The following is a 25,314-nucleotide window of genomic DNA, read 5'->3' as shown; positions in this document are numbered from 1 at the left end:
AGGCCGTTGACGGCCTGGGAGTCTGAGATGTGGCGTTGCGTGGGTGTGGTGGGTTTGCTGATGTTGATCGCGGGTTGCCAGACGACCCACGAGGATTTGATCGCCAAGGGTTATCCACCGGCATTCGCCGATGGCTTCGATGACGGGTGCAGCAGTGGCCGGCAGGCGGCGGGGGCAATCACCGGAGAGTTTCGTAAAAACGTTCCGCGTTACCTCAAGGACAAGCAATACGCCGAGGGCTGGAGCGATGGCTTCCGTCAGTGTCAGGCAATGCGCGAAAGCGAGGACCGTGAGGATTATCGCAGCCACCATTGGGACGACCGGGACAAAGCCTGGCAGCAGCAGAAGGATCAGGACGCCGCTCGTGCTTTTCGCTCGCAATAAGTCGCCCACAGATATCTGTCGAAACTAAAAGCCTGCGACCATGGCCCAAACCCTATAACGGGAGAAAACCATGAGTCGTGCCTTCGTCAATGAAGATAACGCCGCCGCGCAAGCCGATCAGCCTGTCGAACGGCAAGTCAGCGCACAGCCCAATTACGTCACGCCCACGGGACTGGCCCAGTTGCAGGTGAAAGTCGCCGAATTACAACACCTGCACAGCGAGCAATCGGCCAAAGGTGAGCACGCCGACAAGCAGCGCCTGGCGGACCTTGAACGCGATTTGCGGTATTTTAACCAGCGCCTGCAAAGCGCTCAGGTCGTGACCGCCGCCAACTCAACGCAAAAAGTGCAGATCGGCAGCCGCGTGACCTTCGCCGACGAACACAGCACCGAGCAAACCGTGCAACTGGTCGGTGAAGACCAGGCCAACGCGTCTGCGGGCCTGATCAACTGGGGTTCACCGCTGGGCCGGGCGCTGCTCGGGGCGCAACTCGGCGACGAGGTGCTGTGGCAACGTCCGGCGGGCGATCAGGTGATCGAGATCATCCGTATCGAACCGGCTTAAACCACGCCCTGGGCGAGCATCGCGTCGGCAACTTTGACGAAGCCGGCGATGTTCGCGCCTTTGACGTAGTTGATCCGGCCATTCTCTTCGCCGTAATGCACGCAAGCGTGGTGGATCGACTGCATGATCGCGTGGAGTTTGCTGTCCACTTCACCACCGGTCCACAGCAGGCGCATGGCGTTCTGCGACATCTCCAGCCCGCTCACCGCGACGCCACCGGCGTTGGACGCCTTGCCCGGCGCGAACAGAATCCCCGCCTCGATAAACAGGTCTACCGCTTCAAGGGTGGTCGGCATGTTCGCGCCTTCCGCCACGCAGATGCAGCCATTGCGCAGCAACGTGCGAGCTGCTTCGACATCCAGTTCGTTTTGTGTCGCGCAAGGCAGCGCGATGTCGCAACTCAGCGCCCATGGGTGCTGGCCGGCCTTGAACTCCAGGCCAAAACGGCCGGCCAGTTCACTGATGCGCCCGCGCTGGACGTTTTTCAGCTCCAGCACCGCCAGCCATTGCTCTTCGGTCAAACCGCTTTCGCAGTACAGCGTGCCTTCGGAGTCGGACAACGAAATCACTTTGCCGCCCAGGTCCATGACTTTGCGCGCCGCGTATTGCGCAACGTTGCCGGAACCGGAGATGGCCACGCGCTTGCCTTCGACGGTTTCACCGCTGCGCTTGAGCATTTCTTCAGCGAAGTACACACAGCCGAAACCGGTGGCTTCCGGGCGAATCAGGCTGCCGCCATAGCTCGGGCCCTTGCCGGTCAACACGCTGGTGAACTGGTTGCTCAGGCGCTTGTACTGGCCGAACAGGAAACCGATCTCCCGAGCACCGACGCCGATATCACCGGCCGGAACGTCAACGTCTGCACCGATGTGACGGTACAACTCGCTCATGAAGGCCTGGCAGAACCGCATGACTTCAGCGTCGCTTTTGCCTTTGGGATCGAAATCCGAACCACCCTTGCCACCGCCCATCGGCAACGACGTCAGCGAGTTTTTGAAGGTCTGCTCGAAGGCAAGGAACTTCAACACGCCAAGGTTCACCGAAGGATGGAAACGCAGCCCACCCTTGTACGGACCGATGGCGCTGTTCATCTGGATGCGGAATCCGCGGTTGACCTGCACTTTGCCTTGATCGTCGACCCAGGAAACCCTGAAAACGACCGCCCGCTCCGGTTCGCACATCCGCTCCAGAATACCGGATGTCAGATAGTGCGGATGGGCTTCAAGAAACGGCCACAGGCTACGCAGCACCTCTTCCACAGCCTGGTGGAATTCAGGCTGATCGGGGTCGCGTTTTTTCAGGCGGGCAAGGAAGGATTCAACGGATTCGATCATGGAAAAGTCTCGGCAAATTTATTGTCGTTGGAACAGATTGGGCCGGACTTTAGCAAACTGATTGCGCACCATGACAGAACAAAATGTCGCAATTATGAAATTAAATGGTGCGCTTGATATAAATACGCACCTGAAAAGCTCTTTATTGCACCCGATTAGGGATTATCAGATCCCGGTTTGCACTGATTTGGGAATCGCCATCGCGAGCAAGCTCGCTCCCACAGTAGATCTCCATTGGATTAAAGATTTTCCGCCTGGATAAATCCCATGTGGGAGCGGGCTTGCTCGCGAATGTCGCACCTCGGTCTATCTGAAAGACAAAAAAAAACGGAGCCCCGAAGGCTCCGTTTTTTCATACAACCAACCTGAAATCAGGCCAGTTTTTTGTGCCGGACGCGGTGCGGCTGGGAAGCCGCTTCGCCGAGGCGTTTCTTGCGATCGGCTTCGTACTCGGTGTAGTTGCCTTCGAAGAACACCGCTTGCGAGTCGTCTTCGTACGCCAGGATGTGAGTCGCGACGCGGTCAAGGAACCACCGATCGTGAGAGATCACAATGGCAGCGCCCGGGAAGTCCAGCAGGGCTTCTTCCAGGGAACGCAGGGTTTCAACGTCGAGGTCGTTGGACGGTTCGTCGAGCAGCAGGACGTTGCCGCCCTCTTTCAGGGTCAGGGCCAGGTGCAAGCGACCGCGCTCACCGCCGGACAAGTCCTTGACGAACTTCTGCTGATCGCCGCCCTTGAAGTTGAAGCGACCGACGTAGGTGCGCGACGGGATCTCGTAGTTGCCGATGCGGATCTGATCGGAACCGTCGGAGATTTGCTGGAACACAGTCTTGCTGCCGTCCAGGTCTTCGCGGCTCTGATCGACGCACGCCAGTTGCACGGTTTCGCCGACTTCAATGCTGCCCGAATCCGGTGTTTCCTTGCCCATCAACATACGGAACAGGGTCGATTTACCGGCACCGTTACCGCCGATCACGCCAACGATGGCGCCTTTAGGCATGGAGAACGACAGGTTGTCGATCAGCACGCGATCGCCATACCCCTTGGAAACGTTCTTGAATTCGATGACCTTGTCGCCCAGGCGTGGACCGGCCGGGATGTAGATCTCGTTGGTTTCGCTGCGCTTCTGGAATTCCTGCGATTGCATTTCTTCGAAGCGTTGCAGACGAGCCTTGGATTTGGACTGGCGGGCCTTGGCGCCTTTGCGCACCCACTCCAGTTCTTCCTTCATGGCTTTTTCGTGAGCCGACTGCTGCTTGGATTCGGCAGCCAGACGATCGGACTTGGCTTCAAGCCAACCCGAATAGTTGCCCTCGTACGGGATACCGGCGCCGCGGTCGAGCTCGAGGATCCAGCCGGCAACGTTGTCCAGGAAGTAACGGTCGTGCGTGATCGCTACCACAGTGCCCGGGAAATCGTGCAGGAAGTGCTCCAGCCAGGCGACGGAATCGGCGTCCAGGTGGTTGGTGGGTTCGTCGAGCAGCAGCATGTCGGGTGCGGACAGCAGCAGGCGGCACAGGGCCACACGACGCTTCTCACCACCGGACAGGAATTCGACCTTGGCATCCCAGGCCGGCAGACGCAGCGCATCGGCGGCGACTTCCAGTTGGCGATCCAGGTTGTGACCATCGCTGGCTTGCAGGATGGCTTCGAGCTTGGCCTGTTCGGCGGCCAGTTTGTCGAAGTCGGCATCTTCATCAGCGTAAGCCGCGTAGACCTCGTCCAGGCGCGCCTGGGCGTTCTTGATCACGCTGACCGCTTCCTCGACCACTTCACGCACGGTCTTGGTCGGGTCCAGGATCGGTTCTTGCGGCAGGTAGCCGATGTTCAGGTCCGGCATCGGACGGGCTTCGCCTTCGAACTCGGTGTCGACGCCCGCCATGATTTTCAACAGCGTGGATTTACCCGAACCGTTGAGGCCGAGTACGCCAATCTTGGCGCCCGGGAAGAACGACAGCGAAATGTTTTTCAGGATTTCCCGCTTCGGCGGAACAACTTTACCCAGCCGATGCATGGTGAATACGTATTGAGCCATGGAGAACCTAGGGTCAGTGAACGATGAATGATTGGGGCGCGGGCGATGCCCGGCCAGGCCGTGCGCGTCGTCCGATTGAGGGGTATCAATGCGTGCGCGCTGAAAAAGCCTGATTCTAGGAGCTGGAACGCTCCCGCGTAACCGGCAAAGCTACCTGATTGACGGAAGGCAGTCCAGCCGAGCGGGACTGGCACTTTGCCACAACTCAAGGCATGCTAGCCGCCCTTCGGGCGTCCGGCTTATAGTGCACGTCGCGCCAGTCCAGCCAAACCGCAGGATTACAGTTTGTCTAATGTCACTCCCCCATCTTCCGTGAGCGCACTCAATCCTGCGACCGGCTCACCCCTGCGTGGATCCTTGAAGGGCGCGCTGGCGGCGCTCGTCCTGTTGTTGCTCGCACTGCTGTTCTGGCAGTTGCTGGATCAGCTTCGTGATGCCCAAAAACACCAGCGTCAGTACACCATCGACTACACCGCCGATCTGGCCTCGCAAGTCAGCCTGAACATGGCGCTGAACGCCCAGATCGCCCTCAACCTGCTACCGATCGTCGAACAACCGCAAAGCGCCGACGAACAGCAGGCGCTGTTTCGCAAACTGCAAAAATCCTTGCCTGACCTGCGCAGCCTCGCGCTGCTCAGCCCTTCCGGAAAAGTCCTCACCGACAGCGCCGACAACAGCGACGATGCCGACTACCTGAGCGAACTGGTCCGGCGCAGTCACGCCCAGGCCCATTATTTCAGCAACGCCAATGACGGCTCGGTGGTGCATCTGCTGCTGCATCAAGCCAGCGGCAGCACTCGCGGCTACTGGGTTCTGCGCCTGACGCCGACATTTTTCTCATCGCTGACCCAACAAAACGAAACCGGAATTCGTCCGCTGTGGCTGGTGGAAAACCGCTTCAATCACCAAGTCATCAGTCGCGATGAGTCACTACCCTTGGCCAAGCCCGGCGAACTGACCGAGGACGATGTGGCCAACAGCGTGCTGACCGTGCCCCTGAGCAGTAGCGACTGGCAACTGCGCGGGTTGTTCGACCGGCAACGGATGATCGAACAGCTGCTGCCGGCGTTCATCGGCAAATGCCTTCTGGGCCTGGCCTTCTCGCTGCTGCCGTTCATCGCCCTGCTGAACATGCGCCGCCGTCAACGCCAGGTGCACGAAGGCCGTCGACGTTACCAGGATATTTTCGAAGGCACCGGCGTCGCCTTGTGTGTACTCGACGTGTCCGGGCTCAAAAGCTTCTTCGACAAGGCTCAGTTGCACAGCAGCGAACAACTGAAGGCCTGGCTCGAGACACCGGAACAGCGCCAGCAACTGCTGCAGGAACTGCGCATCACCGAGGTCAACCTGGTCGCCCTGCAACTGCTCAACGTCAACACGTGCGATCAAGCCTGGAAACTGCTGATCGACGGTAACCCGCAGGACGGAACCGCGATCGGCAATCAAGTGCTCGATGCGGTGCTCAACCAGCAGAAACAGCTTGAACTGGAAATCAAACTGCAAGACGCCAATGGCCGAGACCAGCACTTGTGGCTGGTCCTGCGTCTGCCAGAAGACCAGGATGACTATAAAGCGGTAATCCTGAGCATCACCGACATCACCAGCCGCAAGCTCGTCGAACTGTCGCTGCTGGAGCGCGAAGGATTCTGGTCCGACGTGGTGCGCACCGTACCGGATCATCTGTACGTGCAAGACGTGATCAGCCAGCGAATGATTTTCAGCAACCATCACCTGGGCCAGACGCTCGGTTACAACCGAACCGAACTGCACCAGATGGGCGAGTATTTCTGGGAAATTCTGCTGCACCCCGAAGATGCCGACTTCTACCACCGCTCGCGCCAAACCCAGCGCCAGACCGGTTACAGACAATTGATGCAATGCCAGCTGCGCTTCCGCCACCGGGACGGTAAATGGCGGCGCTTCGACATCCGCGAACAGGCGCTGGCGCGGGACAAGCACGATCAGGTCACGCGAATCATCGGCGTGGCCAAGGACATCACCGATCAGATTGAAGCCAGTGAGTCCCTGCGCGACAGCGAGCAGCGTTACCGGATGCTCGCAGAAAGCATCAGCGACGTGATTTTCTCGACCGACAGCAAGATGGCGCTCAACTACGTCAGCCCGTCGGTGCAAGCCGTGCTGGGCTACGACGCCGACTGGATTTTCCAGAACGGCTGGCAATCGACCATCGCCAACCCGCAACAGCTGACCGGCATTTACAGCCTGATGGACCGGGTCAGCAAAGCGCTGAATAAACCGGAGCAACTGGCGCTGTTGCGCAGCCAGGTGCAGACCCAACTGTTTTTGTTCGACTGCCTGCGGGCCGACGGGCGCAAGATTCCTATCGAACTGCGGTTGGTGCTGGTCTGGGACGAACACGGTGCATTCGAGGGCGTGCTGGGCGTCGGTCGCGACATCAGTCAGCAACGCAGGGCCGAAAAAGACCTGCGCATGGCCGCGACCGTATTTGAGCACTCGACCTCGGCGATCCTGATCACCGACCCGGCCGGCTACATCGTCCAGGCCAACGAAGCCTTCAGCCGCGTCAGCGGTTATGCGGTAGAGCAGGTGCTCGACCAGTTGCCGAACATGCTGACCGTCGACGAACAGCAGGAAGCCCACCTGCGTTACGTGCTCAAGCAATTGCATCAGCACAGCACGTGGGAAGGCGAAGTCTGGCTCAAACGACGCAATGGCGAGCATTACCCGGCCTGGGTCGGGATCACGGCGGTGCTGGATGACGAAGGTGATCTGGCCAGCTACGTGTGCTTCTTCAGCGACATCAGCGAACGCAAGGCCAGTGAGCAGCGGATTCACCGCCTCGCCTATTACGACGCCCTGACCCACCTGCCCAACCGCACGCTGTTCCAGGATCGCCTGCACACGGCGCTGCAATCGGCCGAACGGCAAAAGTCCTGGGTGGTGCTGATGTTCCTCGACCTGGACCGCTTCAAACCGATCAACGACTCCCTGGGCCACGCCGCCGGCGATCGCATGCTCAAGGAAATGGCCACGCGCCTGCTCGGCTGTGTCGATGATGACGACACCGTGGCGCGCATGGGCGGCGATGAATTCACCTTGCTGCTGCAACCGCGGGCCAACCGTGAAATCGCCTTGAACCGGGCAATTCATGTGGCTGAACAGATTCTCGCCAGCCTGGTGAAACCGTTCGTGCTTGAAGGCCGCGAGTTCTTCGTCACCGCCAGTATCGGCATCGCCCTGAGCCCTCAGGACGGCAACGAACTCAGCCAGCTGATGAAAAACGCCGACACCGCGATGTATCACGCCAAGGAGCGTGGCAAGAACAACTTCCAGTTCTATCAGGCCGATATGAACGCCAGCGCCCTGGAGCGTCTGGAGCTGGAAAGCGACTTGCGTCATGCCTTGGAGCAAGACGAATTTGTGCTGTATTACCAGCCGCAGTTCAGCGGCGATGGCAAACGCCTGACCGGCGCCGAAGCCTTGTTGCGCTGGCGTCACCCGCGACGCGGTCTGGTGCCACCGGGAGACTTCATTCCGGTGCTCGAAGAGCTCGGGCTGGTGGTGGATGTCGGCGACTGGGTGATCAGCGAGGCCTGCCGTCAACTCAAGACCTGGCATCAGGCCAAGGTCCGGGTACCCAAGGTGTCGGTGAACATTTCGGCCCGGCAATTCTCCGACGGCCAACTCGGGACGCGGATCGCCACCATCCTCAAGGAAACCGGCCTGCCGCCAGCGTGCCTGGAGCTGGAGCTGACCGAAAGTATCCTGATGCGCGAAGTCAGTGAAGCGATGCAGATTCTCGCCGGGCTGAAAAATCTCGGCCTGAGCATCGCGGTCGACGACTTCGGCACCGGTTACTCATCGCTCAACTACCTCAAGCAGTTCCCCATCGACGTGCTGAAAATCGACCGCACCTTTGTCGACGGCCTGCCGTCGGGCGAGCAGGATGCACAGATTGCCCGCGCGATCATCGCCATGGCCCACAGCCTCAATCTGGCGGTTATCGCCGAGGGCGTGGAAACCCACGAGCAACTCGACTTCCTGCGTGAGCATGGTTGCGACGAGGTTCAGGGCTATCTGTTCGGGCGGCCGATGCCGGCGAGCCGGTTTGAGGCGCAGTTCAGCAATGATGCGCTCTTCATGTTCGACTGAGGTTGATCGTTCCCACGCTCTGCGTGGGAATGCAGCCAGTGACGCTCCGCGTCACATGCCGAAGCGGACGCAGAGCGTCCAGTGAGGCATTCCCACGCAGAGCGTGGGAACGATCACCTATCACCCGCTGGCACGATCACCGCTGATCCCGTCATGAAGCCCACTTGTCTGCGACATGATGTCCTTTCATATGCCATCTAAAACCCATTGGGTTAGAATGCCCCCCTTTTCTGCCCCGATCCTTGAGGACCGCCATGTTCAGCCGTGATTTGACTATTGCCAAGTACGACGCCGATCTCTTTGCCGCCATGGAGCAAGAAGCTCAGCGCCAGGAAGAACACATCGAGCTGATCGCTTCGGAAAACTACACCAGCCCTGCGGTCATGGAAGCTCAAGGCTCGGTACTGACCAACAAGTACGCCGAAGGCTACCCGGGCAAGCGCTACTACGGTGGTTGCGAGTTCGTCGACGTGGTCGAGCAACTGGCCATCGACCGTGCAAAAGAACTGTTCGGCGCCGATTACGCCAACGTTCAACCGCACGCCGGTTCGCAAGCCAACAGCGCCGTTTACCTGGCTCTGCTACAAGCGGGCGACACCATCCTGGGCATGAGCCTGGCGCACGGCGGTCACCTGACCCACGGTGCCAGCGTTTCCTCCTCCGGCAAGCTGTACAACGCCGTTCAGTACGGTATCGACGGCAACGGCCTGATCGACTACGACGAAGTCGAGCGTCTGGCGGTTGAACACAAGCCGAAAATGATCGTGGCCGGTTTCTCTGCCTATTCGCAGATTCTGGACTTCCCGCGTTTCCGCGAAATCGCTGACAAAGTTGGCGCCTACCTGTTCGTTGACATGGCCCACGTGGCCGGTCTGGTCGCCGCTGGCGTCTACCCGAACCCGGTGCCTTTCGCTGACGTCGTGACCACCACCACGCACAAGACCCTGCGCGGTCCACGTGGCGGCCTGATCCTGGCTCGCGCCAACGCCGACATCGAGAAGAAACTGAACTCCGCGGTATTCCCGGGCGCCCAGGGTGGCCCGCTGGAGCACGTGATCGCCGCTAAAGCGATCTGCTTCAAGGAAGCGCTGCAGCCTGAGTTCAAGACCTACCAGCAACAAGTGGTGAAGAACGCCAAGGCCATGGCCGGTGTGTTCATCGAGCGCGGTTTCGACGTGGTATCGGGCGGTACTGAAAACCACCTGTTCCTGCTGTCGCTGATCAAGCAGGAAATCTCCGGTAAAGACGCTGACGCCGCTCTGGGCAAAGCGTTCATCACCGTGAACAAGAACTCCGTGCCAAACGATCCACGCTCCCCGTTCGTCACCTCCGGCCTGCGCTTCGGTACTCCGGCTGTGACCACTCGTGGCTTCAAGGAAGCAGAGTGCAAAGAACTGGCCGGCTGGATCTGCGACATCCTGGCTGACCTTTCCAACGAAGCGGTGATCGACGCCGTTCGTGAGAAGGTCAAGGCCATCTGCAAGAAGCTGCCGGTATACGGCGCTTAATCAGCCCGCTAAACCGCAGCAATGAAAAAACCGGCCAGTGATGGCCGGTTTTTTTTCGTCCGCATTTTTTTTTCAAACCGCGAAAAGGCTCAAGGTCGGGGCATTGCACCCAACTGGTAAGACCGGTCATGCCAATTACTCAAAATCTGCTTGCGATCACCCAAAAACAGCGCCTAGACTGCGCCTGCACTGGACATACCGGTAAGACCACAATAATTAAGTCCTGAATCTGATGCGCGTAGCGCACGGCAGCCAGGACACCGACCAGGATTCCTCCCATGCTCAGATGGTGCTCGCGTTCAATCTTCCTCCAAGTGGTTCTCGGACTGGTGCTCGGCATCGTCTGCGGGCTGACCCTTCCTGAATACTCCGCCCAGCTCAAACCGCTCGGCGATGGCTTCATCAAACTGATCAAGATGCTCATCGGTCTGATCGTGTTCTGCGTAGTGGTCAGCGGCATCAGCGGTGCTGGCGACCTGAAGAAAGTCGGACGCATCGGCCTGAAATCGGTGATCTACTTCGAAATCCTGACCACCATCGCCCTGGTGATTGGTCTGGTGTTCGCTTTCACCACCGGCATCGGCAGCGGCGCGAACATTCATCTGGATCAGCTTTCCGCTGCCGACATGGGCGACATCGCCCAGCGCGGTCAGCACATGCAAACCACTTCCCAGTTCCTGATGAACCTGATTCCAACCTCGGTAATCGGCGCCTTCGCGGAGAACAACATTCTGCAAGTGCTGCTGTTTTCGGTGCTGTTCGGCAGTGCGCTGAACCTGGTGGGCGAAGCAGCGTCGGGGATTTCCCGGCTGATCAATGAGCTGAGCCACGTGATCTTCCGCATCATGGGCATGATCGTGCGTCTGGCGCCGATCGGCGTGTTCGGCGCCATCGCTTTCACCACCAGCAAATATGGCCTGGATTCGCTGCAGCACCTGGGTAGCCTGGTTGGCCTGTTTTACCTGACCTGTTTCGCGTTTGTGTCATTGATTCTCGGCCTGGTGATGCGCCTTTCGGGCCTGAAGATGTGGCCGTTGCTCAAGTACCTGCGCGAAGAACTGCTGATTGTCATGGGCACCGCTTCTTCTGACGCCGTGCTGCCACAAATCATGCGCAAGCTTGAGCATCTGGGCATCGGCAGTTCGACAGTCGGGCTGGTGATTCCGACCGGTTACTCGTTCAACCTGGACGGTTTCTCGATCTACCTCACCCTCGCCATCGTGTTCATCGCCAATGCCACCGGCACGCCGCTGGCCATGACCGACCTGCTGACGATTCTGCTGGTGTCGTTGATCACCTCCAAAGGTGCCCACGGGATTCCCGGCTCGGCGCTGGTGATTCTGGCGGCGACACTGACGGCGATCCCGGCAATTCCGGTGGTCGGCCTGGTGCTGGTGTTGGCAGTGGACTGGTTCATGGGCATCGGCCGGGCGCTGACCAACCTGATCGGCAACTGCGTCGCCACCGTGGCCATCGCGCGCTGGGAAAAGGACATCGATATTCAACGGGCGAACAAAGTACTTTCTGGCCAGGTGGGTTATACCTTCCAGCCGAGAAAACCTGTCGGCCCTGCGCATCAGCAGGAATTCTGAATAATCGCCGTGCCTGCCCACGGGCAGGCACGGTCATCAATCGTTTTGGATGCTCATGGAGCGAACAGTGATCACCACGTCAACCGTCGTCAATTCAGTCGTAGAGAAACTCCGGGCCGCTTTGGCCCGTGGTCAGTGGCGCTCCGGCGAAATGCTGCCGGGGCAGCGTGAGCTGGCCGAACAACTGGGTATCAGCCGCCCGAGCCTGCGCGAAGCCGTCATCGTGCTGGAAACCCTCGGACTGGTGCGCTCCATGCCGGGTAAAGGTGTGGTGGTGCTGGAGGCCAATCTCAGCGACAGCCAAAGCCACGACAGCGCAGTCGCCGGTGCGAGTCTGGAAGACGTGCTGCAACTGCGCTACACGCTTGAACCGTTCATTGTCGGCCTGGTGGCGCAATCGATCAGCAGCAAGGAAGTCGGGCAACTACGCCTGACCCTGATGGACATGCGCGAAGCGCTGGAAGCCAACGACAGCGAAGCCGGGGTGAACGCCTACATCGCGTTTCACGAAGAGCTGTTCACGCTGACCTCTAACCCTATTTTCCAGAGTGTGGTGCAACAGACCAGCAACGCCCTCAAGCAAAGCGCCGACGTGCTGCGCAACTCCCCGGAGCATTTGGCTGAGCGCCTTGAGGAGAACGAAGCCGTGGTGCGCGCTATTCGCAGTAAAAACAGCGCCCAGGCCAGCGCCGAAATGCGTCGGCACATCCTTCGGGAAGGCCAGCGGATGGGCATCGAACTGAATATTCCGGACGACAACCTCGTCAGTTGAGTCCGCTTCGAACTGGAGACAGGCCATGAACAGCTTCGCCTCACCGCAAACCCTCACTGCCCTGCCCTTCCCCCGAACGAACACTGGGAAGCCGTCGGCGGATGATCTTTACTCACGGGTATTCGATGCCATTCTCGAACAGCGCATCCATGCAGCCAGTCGCTTTACTGAAGACAGCCTGGCGCAGATGTTCAGCGCTCGACGCAGTGACATTCGTAGCGCGCTGACGCAGCTGTCCCATCAGCAGATCATTATCCTTCGGACCCATCATCGTCCCCGAGTCGCCGCGCCCGATGCCGAGCAGACTCGGCAGACGCTGCATGCCCGACGACTGACCGAGCTCACGCTGGTACGGCTGGCCTGTCAGCAGCCTCGCCCGAAAGACCTCAATCGTCTGCGCGACTTGATCGATAGTGAGCGCCGGTGTCTGGAGCGCGATCAGCGTGGCCCGGCAATTCGGTTGTCCGGGGAGTTTCATTTACGGTTGGCCGAAATGGCGGGGAATGCACCTTTGGCGCATTTTCTTGGCAGCCTGGTGCCGCTTACTTCGCTGGCGATTGCGCAGTTTGATGCGCAGGCCGAGGGTTATTGCGTGTGGCAGGCGCATGAGGGGATTCTGGATGCGGTTGAGCGCGGGGATGCTCGGAAGGCCGAGACGCTACTGAGCCGGCATCTGGATCTGCTGGAGGAAACATTGCTAAATACTGTTTCGGTTTCTAGCCAAAATCGTGTTACCGGTTAAATCGCCATCGCGAGCAAGCTCGCTCCCACAGTTGATCCGCGGCGCGCAGATATTCTGTGTCCACAGGAGATCCAATGTGGGAGCGAGCCTGCTCGCGATGAGGCCATAGCAGACGCCGACAGTGCTTCAGGTTGCAGCCACCCGCGCAAACCCCTCACGGATTTTCTCTTCCGGCAAATCATCGGCAATGAACACGATCACGCTTTCACGCGTTTCATCGTCCGCCCACTCCGTGTCCCAATCGAATCCGTATAACTTCAACACACCCTGAAACACCATGCGTCGCGGCTCGCCAAGGATGTTCAACACGCCTTTGTAGCGCAGCAATTGCTTGCCATGGTCCTCCAGCAGTTCATTCATGAACTCGCTGAGTTTATCGATATCCAGCGGCTTGTCGGTGCGCAGCACGAGGCTGGAAATGCGGTCGATGGACGGCGTTTTGCTCACCGGGCGCAGGCTGACACCTCCGCCAAGGTCTGCATTGAGATTGAAACCGCGCACGTCGAGTAATTCGGCCAGATCGATCTTGCCGTGCTCGACCACGCGGATCGGTGCGCGACGGTTGATGCGGGTCAGGCGCTCGCTCAGCGCGTTAAAGGTCGCCTCGTCCACCAGATCGCGTTTGCTCACCAGCAAGCGGTCGGCGAAACCGATCTGCGCCTGAGCAATGGTTTGAGTCAGGTGAGTGTCCGCGTGCGCCGCATCGACCAGGGTAATGATGCCGTCAAGGATGTAGCGCTCGCGCAGCTCTTCATCGATGAAAAAGGTTTGGGCCACAGGTGCCGGGTCGGCCAGGCCGGTGCATTCGATCACCAGACGGTCGAAGGCGATTTCGCCGCTGTCCAGGCGTTCGAGCAGCAGGTACAAAGCCTTGGTCAGGTCGGTGTGGATGGTGCAGCAGACGCAGCCGTTGGACAGCGTCATCACTTGCACCGGTTCGTCGCCCAACAGTTGGGTATCGATACCGGCGTCGCTGAATTCGTTCTCGATCACGGCGATTTTCAGGCCATGTTCGGCTTTGAGCAGGTAGCGCAACAGCGTGGTTTTTCCCGCGCCGAGAAAGCCACTGAGGATTGTGACTGGGATGGGAGAGGACAAACTGGATCTCCTTCTACTACACAAAAAAAGGGAGCGGTCCTGTGGGAGCGAGCTTGCTCGCGATGGCATCACCTCGGTGTTGACGATATACCGAGTTGTCTGCATCGCGAGCAAGCTCGCTCCCACAAAAGCCCGCTCCACATTACATCTGATAACCCGCTACTAGTAGATCAACAGCACTTCGGCCCACCCTTGCCACCGTAACGAGCCTCTTGGCGTTCCCGGAAGAACATCTCGTAAGTCATCACCGGTTTGTCCGGGTGTTTGGTTTGCATATGCTCGACGTAATTGTCGTAGTCGGGCATGCCGACCATCAGGCGCGCGGCCTGACCGAGGTATTTACCGAGGCGACTCAGGTCATTGAACATGCTGCACTCCTCGATTACGCATCCGGCAGAGCCTGGAATGGCGCTTCTTTATCCGTACGTTCCTTGCTGCCCCAGGCGGAAATACCGACCTTGAGCGCATAGAACAGGATACTGAATACCACGAACAGGAACAGCGCCGTCAGCGTTGCGTTGGTGTAGGCGTTGAAGATTACGTGCTGCATCTGCGTAATGTCCTTGGCCGGGGCGAGGATCTGACCGTTGGCCAGCGCATCGCTGTACTTCTTGGCCAGCGACAGGAAGCCGATCGCCGGGTTGGCGTCGAACAGCTTGATGAAGCCTGCGGTGGTGGTGCAGATCAGCAGCCACACAGCGGGCAGCATGGTCACCCAGACGTAGCGCTGGCGTTTCATTTTGATCAGCACAACGGTCGCCAGCATCAGCGCGATACCGGCCAGCATCTGGTTGGAGATACCGAACAACGGCCACAAGGTGTTGATGCCACCCAGCGGATCGATCACGCCCTGGTACAGCAACCAACCCCACATCGCCACGCAACCGGCGGTTGCGATCAGGTTGGCGGTCCAGGATTCAGTGCGTTTCAGCGCTGGCACGAAGGAACCGAGCAAGTCCTGCAGCATGAAGCGGCCGGCACGGGTACCGGCATCGACGGCGGTCAGGATGAACAGCGCTTCGAACAGAATCGCAAAGTGGTACCAGAACGCCATGGTGTTTTCACCCGGCAGGACACTGTGCAGGATCTGTGCGATACCGACCGCCAGGGTCGGCGCACCGCCGGCACGGGCCAGGATGGTGGTTTCACCGATGTCCTTGGCCACCGCTTGCAACGCTTCCGGGGTAATTGCAAAGCCCCAACTGCTGACGGTTTGAGCCACAGCCACCACGTCACTGCCGACGACTGCCGCCGGGCTGTTCATGGCGAAATACACACCTGGCTCGATCACCGACGCCGCCACCATCGCCATGATGGCGACGAAGGATTCCATCAGCATGCCGCCGTAACCGATGTAACGGGCGTTGACTTCGTTATCCAGCAGTTTCGGCGTGGTGCCGGAGGAGATCAGCGCGTGGAAACCGGAGACCGCGCCACAGGCGATGGTGATGAACAGGAACGGGAACAGACCGCCTTTCCACACCGGCCCCGTACCGTCGATAAACTGGGTCAGCGCCGGCATTTTCAGCTCAGGCATGGTGATCAGGATGCCGATCGCCAACGCCACGATGGTGCCGATTTTCAGAAACGTCGACAGGTAGTCACGCGGCGCCAGAATCAGCCAGACCGGTAACGAGGCGGCCACAAAACCGTAACCAACCAGCATCCACGTAATCTGCACGCCGGTGAAGCTGAACGCCTTGGCCCAGACCGGATCAGCGGCAATCTGCCCGCCCAGCCAGATCGAACCCAGCAGCAGCAGTACGCCGACCACGGAAATTTCACCGATGCGGCCCGGGCGGATGTAGCGCATGTAAATGCCCATGAACATCGCGATCGGGATGGTCGCCATCACCGTGAAAATGCCCCAAGGGCTTTCGGCCAGGGCTTTCACAACGATCAGCGCCAGCACCGCGAGGATGATGATCATGATCAGGAAACAGCCAAACAGCGCGATGGTCCCGGGGATGCGGCCCATTTCTTCACGGACCATGTCGCCGAGGGAACGGCCGTTGCGGCGAGTGGACATGAACAGGACCATGAAGTCCTGAACGGCACCGGCCAGCACCACGCCGGCAATCAGCCACAGCGTACCGGGCAGGTAACCCATCTGCGCCGCCAGGACCGGACCGACCAACGGCCCCGCGCCAGCGATGGCCGCGAAGTGGTGACCGAAGAGGATGTGTTTGTTGGTGGGGACGTAGTCCAGACCGTCATTATTGAGCACGGCGGGGGTGGCCCGTCGCGGGTCGAGTTGCATCACGTTGTTAGCGATGAACAGACTGTAGTAACGGTACGCAACCAGATAGATGGCCACAGCGGCGACCACAATCCATAAGGCGTTGATCGCCTCGCCTCGGCGCAATGCCACTACACCAAGGGCGCACGCCCCTACGATTGCCAGCAGCAGCCAGGGTAAGTGGCGTAGCAGGCTATTATTATTTTTCATTTTATGATTCCAGCCAGGGTGGACAAGAAAGACAGCCATCCCGAGTTTAGCGCTAACGGCCGCAAAGGCCATCCCCCGACATGGGTTGAGCCATCACTTTGCTGGCCGCCTTTGACAATGCGGGTCTATAGTCAGCGAACATTTACGAGGATTGCGCCATGAGCGAGCACCCTGCCGATCGCCGCCGCTTCAAACGTATCGCGTTCGATGCCCGAACCGAGCTGAGCCAAGGGGAATTCATCTGGCCTGTGAAGTTGATCGACCTGTCACTCAAGGGACTGTTGATCGAAAAGCCCGAACCGTGGCTGGGGAATCGGGAGCATCACTTTTGCGTCGATATTCATCTGACTGATGAAGTCGCTATCAAGATGGATGTGCTGCTGACCCACGATGACCGTGGCCAGCTCGGCTTCGTCTGCAAACACATCAGCCTGGAATCCATCGAACGCCTGCGGCGGTTGGTTGAACTCAACCTGGGGGATCCCGAGGAACTGGAGCGCGAATTGGGCGCCTTGATCGAAGTCTGACAGCCCAACACAAACCCTGTGGGAGCAAGCTCGCTTGTATGGTAGGACTTGAAGGGAGGAGGAGGGACAAGGCTCGATTCTGACTGTTGACGCAGTACAGACCGTGGGAGATTTCGCCCCTCCTCCTTTCACCCAAGCGCCGATAAAGAATGCATCTGGCTAGACCGACGATAGGAACAAGCCTGCGCCTCTGGGTGAGCCCTTCAAGTGCTCAAACCTTATCTCGGAGGAAATCCTATGGCAATGCCGGTCTCTCTATCAAAACCGATCGTGGGCGTGGATGTCGCCAAGAATGAACTGGTGATTTATCAGGCGGATAACGATTTGCTTGAAGAGATTCCTAACACTAAAACATCCATCAAGCAGTGGCTGAAGACGTTGCCGGGGACGGTGGCTATTGCCATTGAGGCGACCAACATCTATCACCTGGACTTTGCTGATCTAGCCTATGAGGCCGGATGCGCGATTTACATGGTGGGAGGCTATGAACTCAAACATTATCGCGAAGGCGTAAAGATCCGCGCCAAAACCGACGCGCTGGACGCCAAGTTGCTGGCCCGTTACCTGAAGAACGAAGCCGAGGAGTTGCGCCCTTGGACCCCACCATCACCGCTGTACCGCCAGCTCCTGAGCCTCTTCCGTCGCCGGGCTGCCTTGGTCCAGGCTAGGGTTGGCCTGGTGCAGAGTTGGTCGAATGAGTCGCTGCTGAAGGCGGCTTTTGCAGAACAAGTGAAGTCCATGCAGCAGCTTGAAACGCTGATCGAAAAGACGATCAACGATCAGCTCAAAGAAGCCGGTTTACTCGGTCAACTGAAACGTTGCCTGAAAGTTGAAGGCATTGGATTTTTGACTGGGGCTCGCTTGATAACTGCGTTTCAGCGCGGGGATTTTAGAAACGCGGATGCGTTTATCGCCTTCCTGGGCATGGATTTACGGGTGTCTAAATCAGGACAGAAGGACGGTCGCCGCAGTTTGACCAAGCGCGGTGACCCCGAGGCTCGCCGGCTTCTGCACAATGCAGCGATGTCGGCTAGCCGTACGAAAGCCTGGAAAGGGTTTTACGAAGCCCAAAGAGCCCGGGGTTTCAGCACCACTGAGGCGCTGGTGATGCTGGCTCGCAAGCTTGCGCGGGTGGCATTCGCCTTGCTGAAAGGGCAAAGCGAATATCAGTCAAAGGTCAGTTGAGGGCTTCCCCTCAACCATAGAATCTCCCACAGGGATTGTGTTCTGTCTGGAAATTTATTCGAACAGCGCGTCCAACGCCTGTTCCAGACGCGTCACGGCGATAATCTGCAACCCCGGCGGCGCCTCTTTCGGCGCATTGCCCTTGGGCACGATGGCGCGTTTGAAGCCGTGTTTGGCAGCCTCTTTCAAGCGCTCCTGGCCACTCGGCACCGGGCGTACTTCGCCGGAAAGCCCCACCTCGCCGAACACCAGCAGATCATGGGGCAGTGGCCGGTTGCGCAAACTGGACATGACCGCCGCCATCAGCGCCAGATCGGAGGCCGTTTCCAACACCTTCACCCCGCCAACCACGTTGAGAAACACATCCTGATCGTGGGTCGGAATGCCGCCGTGACGGTGCAGCACCGCCAACAACATCGCCAGACGATTCTGATCCAGCCCCAGCGTTACCCGACGGGGATTGGCCAAATGGCTGTCATCCACCAGTGCCTGGACTTCCACCAGCATCGGCCGCGTCCCTTCCCACGTCGCCATGACCACACTGCCCGGCACTTCTTCCTGCGCACGGGTCAGGAAAATCGCTGACGGGTTGGAGACTTCTTTCAGCCCCTTGTCGGTCATACCGAACACGCCCAGTTCGTTGACGGCGCCGAAACGGTTTTTCACCGCTCGCAGCAAACGCAAACGCCCATCGGATTCGCCTTCGAAATACAGAACCGTGTCGACCATGTGCTCCAGCACTCGCGGCCCGGCCAATGCACCTTCTTTCGTCACGTGACCGACCAGGAAAATGGCCGTGCCGCTCTGCTTCGCATAGCGCACCAGCAACGCCGCGCTTTCCCTGACCTGGGACACGCCGCCCGGTGCCGATTGCAGTTGCTCGGTGAAGATCGTCTGAATCGAATCGATCACCATCACCTTGGGCTTTTCCTGACGGGCCGTGGCGATGATGGTTTCGATGCAGGTTTCGGTCATCACCCGCAGTTGATCCTGAGGCAAACCGAGACGGCGGGCGCGCATGGCCACTTGCTGCTGGGATTCTTCGCCGGTGACGTACAGCGCCGGCATGACTTTGGCGAGGTTGCACAAGGTTTGCAGCAGGATGGTCGATTTGCCGATACCCGGATCACCGCCGATCAGCACCACCGAACCGTCTACCAGACCACCGCCCAGCACTCGATCGAGCTCGCTGGAGGCTGTGGAAAAACGCGGAATCTCTTCGACGCTGACTTCGGCAAGGGTCCTGATCTGCGCCTGTTGACCGGTCCAGCCGGTGCGACCGCTGGGGGCTGCGGCGCCACCGCTCTCCACCATGGTTTCAGTCAGGGTGTTCCAGGCCCCGCACTCACCGCACTGGCCAGCCCACTTGGGGAAGGTTGAGCCGCACTCGGTGCAGCCGTACATGCGCTTGGCCTTGGCCATCTGAACTCCCGGCAAAAAACGCGATGATAGCTCAGCTGGTGCGGATCAGCGCGGCGAAGTTACCCAGCGGATCGCCGGTAGCAACTTGTTCAGCCCCTGGAATATATTCACTGCATTACTAATTATAAAAATTTGTACAACTTCCCGCCCCGACACACCCAATCAAATACTAGTCTTGTCCAATGAAACAAAAATCGAAACTTGTACAAATCTTAGCCATTTAAAACCCGAACGTACAACCCAACTGTTAAGCCAAACTTACAATATGAACAACCAAGCCAATGGCAATATAATGGCCTTCAGATATTTAGCACAGGTAATTTGTTTGAGGCGCGAGTCTTTACACCCTGCAAACCATTCATATAAAACTTCATCTACCGCACATTGCCTTGCATCAACCCAGTGCGAATACCCCTACTTTCTATAGTTTTATCCTGCACCTCCTTCCACTCGGCTGAGGCGAGTGATCGACGGATAAAATGTTCAGCGAGCGCGCTGGAGCCCCTTAGTCCCGGCTACCCGAGCAGAGTGATGGCAATGTAGCCGGCAAGCTCTGTAAGCAGTTGTTTCGAGCAGGAAGCATCATGCTGATTTACACTGTTCTCACCAACCTCATCTGTAACAAGGAAATAACCTATGGGCGTGATAAGTGAGTTCAAGGCCTTCGCGGTCAAAGGTAACGTGGTCGACATGGCCGTCGGTATCATCATCGGTGCCGCCTTCGGCAAGATCGTTTCATCGTTTGTCGGCGACGTGGTGATGCCACCCATTGGCCTGCTGATCGGGGGGGTGGACTTCAGTGACCTGGCCGTCACGCTCAAAGCAGCCAACGGCGATATCCCGGCGGTAGTGCTGGCGTACGGCAAATTCATCCAGAGCCTGATTGACTTCATCATCGTCGCCTTCGCGATCTTCATGGGCGTCAAAGCCATCAACCGTCTGAAACGCGAAGAAGCCGTTGCGCCAACGCTGCCGCCGGTTCCGACCAAGGAAGAAGAGCTGCTGGAAGAGATCCGCGATTTGCTCAAGGCTCAGAACAATCGGCCCTGAACACGTTAGTCAAACAAGAAACGGCGCCCTTGAGGCGCCGTTTTTTTTACCAGTAGTTTTCCACCGCCACTTGCCCCGGTCGGCGACTGAGGCTCAAGTGCATGTGGCGCTGTTTGAGCAATTTGCGCGTGTCATCGATCATCTGCGGATTGCCGCAGAGCATGACCCTCGAGTGCTCGGCCGTCAGCGTCAGGCCTGCCGCCCGCTCGAGCTCGCCATTTTCGATCAGCGCAGTGATCCGCCCGCTCAGAGCGCCATGATGCTGCTCGCGCGTGACCGTGGTGATGAACTGCAGCTTGTGCGCAAACTCCGCTAAATAGTCGCGCTGGGCCAACCCGCTGACGAGATCCTGATAAGCCAGTTCCCGGGCTTCGCGCACACTGTAGACCAAGATGATTCGTTCGAACTTCTCCCAGACCTCGAAGTCCTGCAGGATCGACAGAAACGGCGCCAGGCCGGTGCCTGTGGATAACAACCAGAGATCACGGCCGTCGACAAAGCGATCCAGCGTCAGGTAACCAAAGGCCTGGCGCTCGACCAGCAGCGTATCGCCGACTCCCAGCCGACTCAGCTCACTGGTGAACTCCCCCCCTGGCACCACAATGGAAAAGAATTCGAGGAACTCGTCATAGGGCGACGACACCATGGAATAGGCGCGCCATACGGTGCTGCCGTCAGCCTTGGTTACGCCCAGCCGGGCGAATTGCCCCGCACGAAAACGAAAACCCGGATCCCGGGTGGTCCGCAGGGTAAACAGACTGGGGGTCAGCGACTGGACGTCGAGCAAGGTCTGACGAGTGAATTTTTCTGCACTGGCGGTCATGGGGTGCTCCATTCAACAGATAACCCTAGTGTCCCGCAAAGCGGGTGGCTTAAACACCGGTGATTTGTAGTGGCTTTAGCCAGAGCTTCATTCATATTAACTTCATCATACGACTTAACATTAACCACCCGGTTAACACACAAATCCAAACCTGATTGTAATAAGCCCGACATTTCGTTATCTACACCAGCTCTCGCCAACGTTAGAACCAGATACTTATTTAAAAATCGCAAATAAAGCCAAAAAGTCTCACACGAATATAGGAAACCTCCTACACTCGGCTCTTGCAGGATCTTGGATCCAAAAAGACACCCCAAGTAATGCCACACCTGGAGAGACACAATGGAGAGGTGGAAGGAATCACAACTCAACCAATTATCGCGAACAACGGAGATTGATGTCGCCTACCGGATTTCACTGGGTTTCGCGAAAAATATAGGCTTTAAATTTTTCGCCTTTTCAACAACATACCCAACAAAAACTGACCACTTTAATACAGTCCAGCTCAACAACTACCCTACGGACTGGAACATTGAATATGAACAAAAAAATTTCAACGCAATAGACCCGGTAGTGGCTCACTGCAATCATTCCAGGTTGCCTGTCCTTTGGAGCGAAGAACTTTTTTCCAAGACCCCGTGGTTATGGGACTCGCTTGAGAAACAAGGACTGCAGCACGGCTGGTCGCAATCGGTCCATGACGAGGACAGTGGTGTTTGCAGCATTCTGAGCCTGGCCAGAAGCCATTGCCCGATCACTGCCTTTGAGCTGTATGAAAACCTCGGTTTTTCAGTGTTCATCGGGCGCCATCTGCATGCGTTGATCGTACAGACACTGCCCAGGAAATCGACGAAGCCACCCGTGCCGCATTTGTCCCCCCGCGAGATCGATGTGTTGAAACTGGCGGCTGATGGCAAGACTGCGTATGAGAGTGCCAGAATCCTTAATCTCAGCGCACGTACGGTCAATTTTCATGTGCAAAGCGCGATTCTGAAACTGGGAGTCAATAACAAGATTTCCGCAGTCATCGCCGCCGCCAAGGATGGTTTTCTAAATAGCAGCGCGATGCGTTGATCCAGAAAACCTGCAAGTAATCCAAAAGAAAAAAACGTACCATTTGCGGTCCTTCTTGAGTGATGACGTGTGAACCTTCACGACGCAGTACACTCGGACGGTCTCGCCCGCTTCAACGCCCTTGGGCCGCGGGACACCTGTTGATGACCCCGTTGATTACCCAGAGCCCCGCCTCATGCCCTTGCTCGAAACACCCTTCGCCCGACTCGACCTGATCCGCCAGCCCGAACAGCAGAACGAACCGCTGCAGGCGTTTGATGCCGCAGACGAATACCTGCTCACCCATCTGGCTGACCAACAACCCTCGGCCGACACTCGGGTATTGGTGCTCAACGACAGCTTCGGCGCAGTGGCCGCCAGCCTGGTGGGCAAGGTTCAAGTGACCAGCAGCGGCGACTCGTTCCTGGCCTTTCAGGGACTGGAAAAAAATCTGATCCGTAATGGCCAGGCGTTTGATGCGGTGCCAAGCGTACCTGCCAGTGAGGCCTTTTCAGGCCCCTTTGACCGGGTACTGATTCGGGTACCGAAAACCCTCGCCTTGCTGGAAGAGCAATTGATTCGCTTGCAGGGCCAACTGGCGCCGGGGGCTCAGGTGATTGCTGCAGCGATGATCAAGCATTTGCCCCGAGCCGCAGGCGATCTGCTGGAACGCTACATCGGCCCGGTGCAAGCCTCGTTGGCGGTGAAAAAGGCTCGGCTATTGATCGCGACCGCTGAGGTCAAAGCACCCGTTGTGTCCCCCTACCCGACCCGTTATCGACTCGACGCCCCTGAGATCGAACTGCTGAATCACGCCAATGTGTTCTGCCGCGAAGGGCTGGACATCGGCACGCGAGCGTTTTTGCCGCACCTGCCAAAAAACCTCGGCTCAGCGCGGGTTGCCGACCTCGGTTGTGGCAACGGGGTTTTGGCCATCGCCAGCGCCCTGCAAAACCCCGAGGCCCACTACACGCTTGTGGACGAGTCGTACATGGCCGTGCAATCGGCAGCCGAAAACTGGCGCGCGGCGCTGGGTGACCGGGAAGTGGTTGTACGGGCTGGTGATGGTTTGGCAGGTCAGGAACCTCAGTCTCTGGACGTCGTACTGTGCAACCCACCGTTTCACCAACAACAAGTCGTCGGCGACTTCCTGGCCTGGCGCATGTTCCAGCAGGCCCGAGAGGCTCTGGTGGTTGGCGGCGCGTTGTACATCGTCGGCAATCGTCATCTGGGGTATCACAGCAAGCTCGCGCGGTTGTTCCGCGGCGTCGAGCAAGTGGCGGCCACACCCAAGTTCGTGATCCTTAAAGCCCGAAAATAATCCCAGGCAAAAAAAACCCTCCAGCGAAGGAGGGTTGTAAATCCGTGCCGCAAGGCAACGGGATGGGATCTGACACAAAAAATCAGTGGGTCGTCAGGCCCGCGGCATTCATGAACATCCGCATCAGGCTGGCCACGATAAACAGCGCCACAACGCTGCCGGTCCAGATCATCGCCAGCCAGCCGAGTCGCTGCCAGAGCGGCTTTTTCTCTGCTGCTTCGATTTCCTGTAAGGAATGTTTACCCGCCTTCATCGCAATCTCCTCTGACGAAATGACGCAGGTCTCAGCCCTGCGCCACTGTCGCGTGCTCTAGTGATAGCCATCTTCGTGGGTGACCTTGCCGCGGAACACGTAGTAGCTCCAGAAGGTGTAACCCAGGATGAACGGGATGATGAACAGCGTGCCCACCAGCATGAAGCCCTGACTTTGCGGCGGTGCGGCGGCGTCCCAGATCGAGATCGACGGCGGCACGATGTTCGGCCACAGGCTGATGCCCAAACCGCTGTAGCCGAGGAAGATCAGCACCAGGGTCAGCAGGAATGGCGTATAGTGCGCATTGCGAGCCACCGCTCGGATCAGACCGTACATGGTCACCAGCACCAGAATCGGCACCGGCAGGAACCAGAACAGGTTCGGCAGGGTGAACCAGCGAGCCGCAATCTCGGCGTGGGCCAGCGGGGTCCAGATGCTGACAATACCGATCACCGCCAACACCACGAAAGCCAGTGGCCGAGCCAGGTCATGCATCTGTTCTTGCAACTTGCCTTCGGTCTTCATGATCAGCCACGTGCAACCGAGCAGCGCATAAGCCACCACCAGCGCCACACCGCAGAACAGCGTGAACGGCGTCAACCAGTCCAGTGAGCCACCGGCAAATTGGCGATTGACCACCGGCAATCCATCAATGAACGCACCCAACGCAACGCCCTGGAAAAAGGTCGCGGCGAGCGAGCCCCCGATGAACGCCTTGTCCCAGAGATGGCGCTTGTCGTCCTTGGCCTTGAAGCGGAACTCGAAGGCCACACCGCGGAAGATCAGCCCGATCAGCATAAAAATCAGCGGCAGGTACAACGCCGAAAGCACCACCGAATACGCCAGTGGGAAGGCGCCAAACAATGCCGCGCCCCCTAGCACCAGCCAGGTTTCATTGCCGTCCCAGACCGGCGCGACGGTGTTCATCATGACGTCACGATCGGTCTTGCCCGGAATGAACGGGAAGAGAATCCCGATCCCCAAATCGAAACCGTCCATGACCACGTACATCATGATGCCGAAGATGATGATCACGGCCCAGATCAGCGGAAGATCAATACCCATG

21 protein-coding genes are annotated in these 25,314 nt (G+C 58.3%); 12 read left to right on the top strand and 9 right to left on the bottom strand.

The genetic code is table 11. The features are described 5' to 3' along the window. Positions 1-27 precede the first annotated feature (27 nt). Both ACMXYJ_RS05665 and ACMXYJ_RS05660 read left to right on the top strand, forming a co-directional pair. The gene (locus tag ACMXYJ_RS05665) at positions 28-384 is read left to right on the top strand and encodes a hypothetical protein (protein WP_074871055.1); all 357 of its coding nucleotides are present in this window, start codon (positions 28-30) and stop codon (positions 382-384) included. A 70-nt stretch (positions 385-454) separates the two neighbouring features. Next, positions 455-949: a GreA/GreB family elongation factor gene (locus tag ACMXYJ_RS05660; protein ID WP_415759063.1), complete on the top strand. Its 495-nt coding sequence runs from the start codon at positions 455-457 to the stop codon at positions 947-949. Here ACMXYJ_RS05660 and gdhA read toward each other — a convergent pair. Together gdhA and ettA are read right to left on the bottom strand one after the other, a co-directional pair. Beyond that, on the bottom strand, positions 946-2,283 hold the full coding sequence (gene gdhA / locus ACMXYJ_RS05655; RefSeq protein WP_415759062.1) for an NADP-specific glutamate dehydrogenase: 1,338 nt from the start codon (positions 2,281-2,283) through the stop codon (positions 946-948). The genes ACMXYJ_RS05660 and gdhA overlap by 4 nt on opposite strands. Before the next feature lie 371 nt (positions 2,284-2,654). Next, complete coding sequence (gene ettA / locus ACMXYJ_RS05650) at positions 2,655-4,319, bottom strand: energy-dependent translational throttle protein EttA (RefSeq protein WP_415759061.1); 1,665 nt, start codon at positions 4,317-4,319, stop codon at positions 2,655-2,657. 285 nt (positions 4,320-4,604) lie between these two features. On the opposite strand from ettA, the gene ACMXYJ_RS05645 reads away from it, so the two are divergent. The 5 genes from ACMXYJ_RS05645 to ACMXYJ_RS05625 all read left to right on the top strand — a co-directional run bounded on the left by ACMXYJ_RS05645 (position 4,605) and on the right by ACMXYJ_RS05625 (position 13,067). Beyond that, entirely contained in the window at positions 4,605-8,453 is a 3,849-nt protein-coding gene (locus ACMXYJ_RS05645) for a sensor domain-containing protein (protein WP_415759060.1), read from the top strand. A 254-nt stretch (positions 8,454-8,707) separates the two neighbouring features. Continuing rightward, positions 8,708-9,961 (top strand): serine hydroxymethyltransferase, encoded by a 1,254-nt coding sequence (gene glyA, locus ACMXYJ_RS05640; protein WP_415759059.1) that lies wholly within the window; start codon positions 8,708-8,710, stop codon positions 9,959-9,961. Positions 9,962-10,239: 278 nt separating this feature from the next. After that, positions 10,240-11,553 carry a C4-dicarboxylate transporter DctA gene (locus ACMXYJ_RS05635; RefSeq protein WP_415759058.1) on the top strand — a complete coding sequence of 438 codons (1,314 nt, stop codon included), beginning with the start codon at positions 10,240-10,242 and terminating at the stop codon, positions 11,551-11,553. A gap of 67 nt (positions 11,554-11,620) precedes the next feature. Next, a complete protein-coding gene (locus tag ACMXYJ_RS05630) occupies positions 11,621-12,325 on the top strand; it encodes a FadR/GntR family transcriptional regulator (protein WP_123367761.1) in 705 nt (234 codons plus the stop codon). A gap of 25 nt (positions 12,326-12,350) precedes the next feature. Continuing rightward, positions 12,351-13,067, top strand: coding sequence for a GntR family transcriptional regulator (locus ACMXYJ_RS05625; RefSeq protein WP_415759057.1), 717 nt, complete (start codon positions 12,351-12,353; stop codon positions 13,065-13,067). A gap of 126 nt (positions 13,068-13,193) precedes the next feature. Here ACMXYJ_RS05625 and yjiA read toward each other — a convergent pair whose 3' ends face one another. From yjiA to ACMXYJ_RS05610, 3 genes are all read right to left on the bottom strand, one after another. Beyond that, a complete protein-coding gene (yjiA, locus tag ACMXYJ_RS05620; RefSeq protein ID WP_415759056.1) occupies positions 13,194-14,165 on the bottom strand; it encodes a GTPase in 972 nt (323 codons plus the stop codon). Positions 14,166-14,335: 170 nt separating this feature from the next. Beyond that, positions 14,336-14,533 carry a YbdD/YjiX family protein gene (locus tag ACMXYJ_RS05615; protein WP_008154232.1) on the bottom strand — a complete coding sequence of 66 codons (198 nt, stop codon included), beginning with the start codon at positions 14,531-14,533 and terminating at the stop codon, positions 14,336-14,338. 14 nt (positions 14,534-14,547) lie between these two features. Next, positions 14,548-16,614, bottom strand: coding sequence for a carbon starvation CstA family protein (locus ACMXYJ_RS05610; RefSeq protein ID WP_415759055.1), 2,067 nt, complete (start codon positions 16,612-16,614; stop codon positions 14,548-14,550). 158 nt (positions 16,615-16,772) lie between these two features. On the opposite strand from ACMXYJ_RS05610, the gene ACMXYJ_RS05605 reads away from it, so the two are divergent. Both ACMXYJ_RS05605 and ACMXYJ_RS05600 read left to right on the top strand, forming a co-directional pair. Next, a complete protein-coding gene (locus tag ACMXYJ_RS05605; protein ID WP_415759054.1) occupies positions 16,773-17,141 on the top strand; it encodes a PilZ domain-containing protein in 369 nt (122 codons plus the stop codon). Between the two features lie 237 nt (positions 17,142-17,378). Beyond that, positions 17,379-18,326 carry an IS110 family transposase gene (locus ACMXYJ_RS05600; protein WP_415756263.1) on the top strand — a complete coding sequence of 316 codons (948 nt, stop codon included), beginning with the start codon at positions 17,379-17,381 and terminating at the stop codon, positions 18,324-18,326. A gap of 54 nt (positions 18,327-18,380) precedes the next feature. Here ACMXYJ_RS05600 and radA read toward each other — a convergent pair whose 3' ends face one another. Next, positions 18,381-19,748, bottom strand: a complete 1,368-nt coding sequence (gene radA, locus ACMXYJ_RS05595; protein ID WP_033054257.1) for a DNA repair protein RadA — start codon at positions 19,746-19,748, stop codon at positions 18,381-18,383. A 636-nt stretch (positions 19,749-20,384) separates the two neighbouring features. On the opposite strand from radA, the gene mscL reads away from it, so the two are divergent. Then, positions 20,385-20,798 carry a large-conductance mechanosensitive channel protein MscL gene (gene mscL, locus ACMXYJ_RS05590; protein ID WP_033054255.1) on the top strand — a complete coding sequence of 138 codons (414 nt, stop codon included), beginning with the start codon at positions 20,385-20,387 and terminating at the stop codon, positions 20,796-20,798. Between the two features lie 46 nt (positions 20,799-20,844). On the opposite strand, the gene ACMXYJ_RS05585 is transcribed toward mscL, so the two are convergent. Beyond that, positions 20,845-21,621, bottom strand: coding sequence for a ferredoxin--NADP reductase (locus ACMXYJ_RS05585; protein WP_415759053.1), 777 nt, complete (start codon positions 21,619-21,621; stop codon positions 20,845-20,847). A 342-nt stretch (positions 21,622-21,963) separates the two neighbouring features. Here ACMXYJ_RS05585 and ACMXYJ_RS05580 point away from each other — a divergent pair, with 342 nt between their 5' ends. Both ACMXYJ_RS05580 and ACMXYJ_RS05575 read left to right on the top strand, forming a co-directional pair. Continuing rightward, entirely contained in the window at positions 21,964-22,695 is a 732-nt protein-coding gene (locus ACMXYJ_RS05580; protein ID WP_415759052.1) for a helix-turn-helix transcriptional regulator, read from the top strand. Between the two features lie 175 nt (positions 22,696-22,870). Next, entirely contained in the window at positions 22,871-23,995 is a 1,125-nt protein-coding gene (locus ACMXYJ_RS05575) for a methyltransferase (protein ID WP_415759051.1), read from the top strand. 82 nt (positions 23,996-24,077) lie between these two features. Here ACMXYJ_RS05575 and ACMXYJ_RS05570 read toward each other — a convergent pair whose 3' ends face one another. Continuing rightward, positions 24,078-24,248 (bottom strand): DUF2474 domain-containing protein, encoded by a 171-nt coding sequence (locus ACMXYJ_RS05570; protein WP_082555883.1) that lies wholly within the window; start codon positions 24,246-24,248, stop codon positions 24,078-24,080. Positions 24,249-24,305: 57 nt separating this feature from the next. Then, positions 24,306-25,313 (bottom strand): cytochrome d ubiquinol oxidase subunit II, encoded by a 1,008-nt coding sequence (gene cydB, locus ACMXYJ_RS05565; RefSeq protein ID WP_415759050.1) that lies wholly within the window; start codon positions 25,311-25,313, stop codon positions 24,306-24,308. Between the last annotated feature and the right edge of the window lies 1 nt (position 25,314).

Origin of the sequence: Pseudomonas arabinosi, assembly GCF_047758675.1 — a bacterium.
GTDB lineage: Bacteria > Pseudomonadota > Gammaproteobacteria > Pseudomonadales > Pseudomonadaceae > Aquipseudomonas > Aquipseudomonas arabinosi.
Note: the sequence above shows the minus strand (reverse complement) of the source record. Positions and strands in the feature narration are given on the sequence as shown.

Excerpts from the sequence above, each read along its gene's own strand:
- ACMXYJ_RS05625 (WP_415759057.1), top strand. The coding sequence starts at position 12,351 with ATGAACAGCTTCGCCTCACCGCAAACCCTCACTGCCCTGCCCTTCCCC.
- ACMXYJ_RS05580 (WP_415759052.1), top strand. The coding sequence starts at position 21,964 with ATGGAGAGGTGGAAGGAATCACAACTCAACCAATTATCGCGAACAACG.
- cydB (WP_415759050.1), bottom strand. The coding sequence starts at position 25,313 with ATGGGTATTGATCTTCCGCTGATCTGGGCCGTGATCATCATCTTCGGC.
- ACMXYJ_RS05585 (WP_415759053.1), bottom strand. The coding sequence starts at position 21,621 with ATGACCGCCAGTGCAGAAAAATTCACTCGTCAGACCTTGCTCGACGTC.
- ACMXYJ_RS05570 (WP_082555883.1), bottom strand. The coding sequence starts at position 24,248 with ATGAAGGCGGGTAAACATTCCTTACAGGAAATCGAAGCAGCAGAGAAA.
- ACMXYJ_RS05615 (WP_008154232.1), bottom strand. The coding sequence starts at position 14,533 with ATGTTCAATGACCTGAGTCGCCTCGGTAAATACCTCGGTCAGGCCGCG.
- ACMXYJ_RS05575 (WP_415759051.1), top strand. The coding sequence starts at position 22,871 with ATGCCCTTGCTCGAAACACCCTTCGCCCGACTCGACCTGATCCGCCAG.
- mscL (WP_033054255.1), top strand. The coding sequence starts at position 20,385 with ATGGGCGTGATAAGTGAGTTCAAGGCCTTCGCGGTCAAAGGTAACGTG.
- ettA (WP_415759061.1), bottom strand. The coding sequence starts at position 4,319 with ATGGCTCAATACGTATTCACCATGCATCGGCTGGGTAAAGTTGTTCCG.
- ACMXYJ_RS05660 (WP_415759063.1), top strand. The coding sequence starts at position 455 with ATGAGTCGTGCCTTCGTCAATGAAGATAACGCCGCCGCGCAAGCCGAT.
- ACMXYJ_RS05635 (WP_415759058.1), top strand. The coding sequence starts at position 10,240 with ATGCTCAGATGGTGCTCGCGTTCAATCTTCCTCCAAGTGGTTCTCGGA.
- gdhA (WP_415759062.1), bottom strand. The coding sequence starts at position 2,283 with ATGATCGAATCCGTTGAATCCTTCCTTGCCCGCCTGAAAAAACGCGAC.
- ACMXYJ_RS05605 (WP_415759054.1), top strand. The coding sequence starts at position 16,773 with ATGAGCGAGCACCCTGCCGATCGCCGCCGCTTCAAACGTATCGCGTTC.
- glyA (WP_415759059.1), top strand. The coding sequence starts at position 8,708 with ATGTTCAGCCGTGATTTGACTATTGCCAAGTACGACGCCGATCTCTTT.
- ACMXYJ_RS05600 (WP_415756263.1), top strand. The coding sequence starts at position 17,379 with ATGGCAATGCCGGTCTCTCTATCAAAACCGATCGTGGGCGTGGATGTC.
- ACMXYJ_RS05610 (WP_415759055.1), bottom strand. The coding sequence starts at position 16,614 with ATGAAAAATAATAATAGCCTGCTACGCCACTTACCCTGGCTGCTGCTG.
- radA (WP_033054257.1), bottom strand. The coding sequence starts at position 19,748 with ATGGCCAAGGCCAAGCGCATGTACGGCTGCACCGAGTGCGGCTCAACC.
- ACMXYJ_RS05665 (WP_074871055.1), top strand. The coding sequence starts at position 28 with ATGTGGCGTTGCGTGGGTGTGGTGGGTTTGCTGATGTTGATCGCGGGT.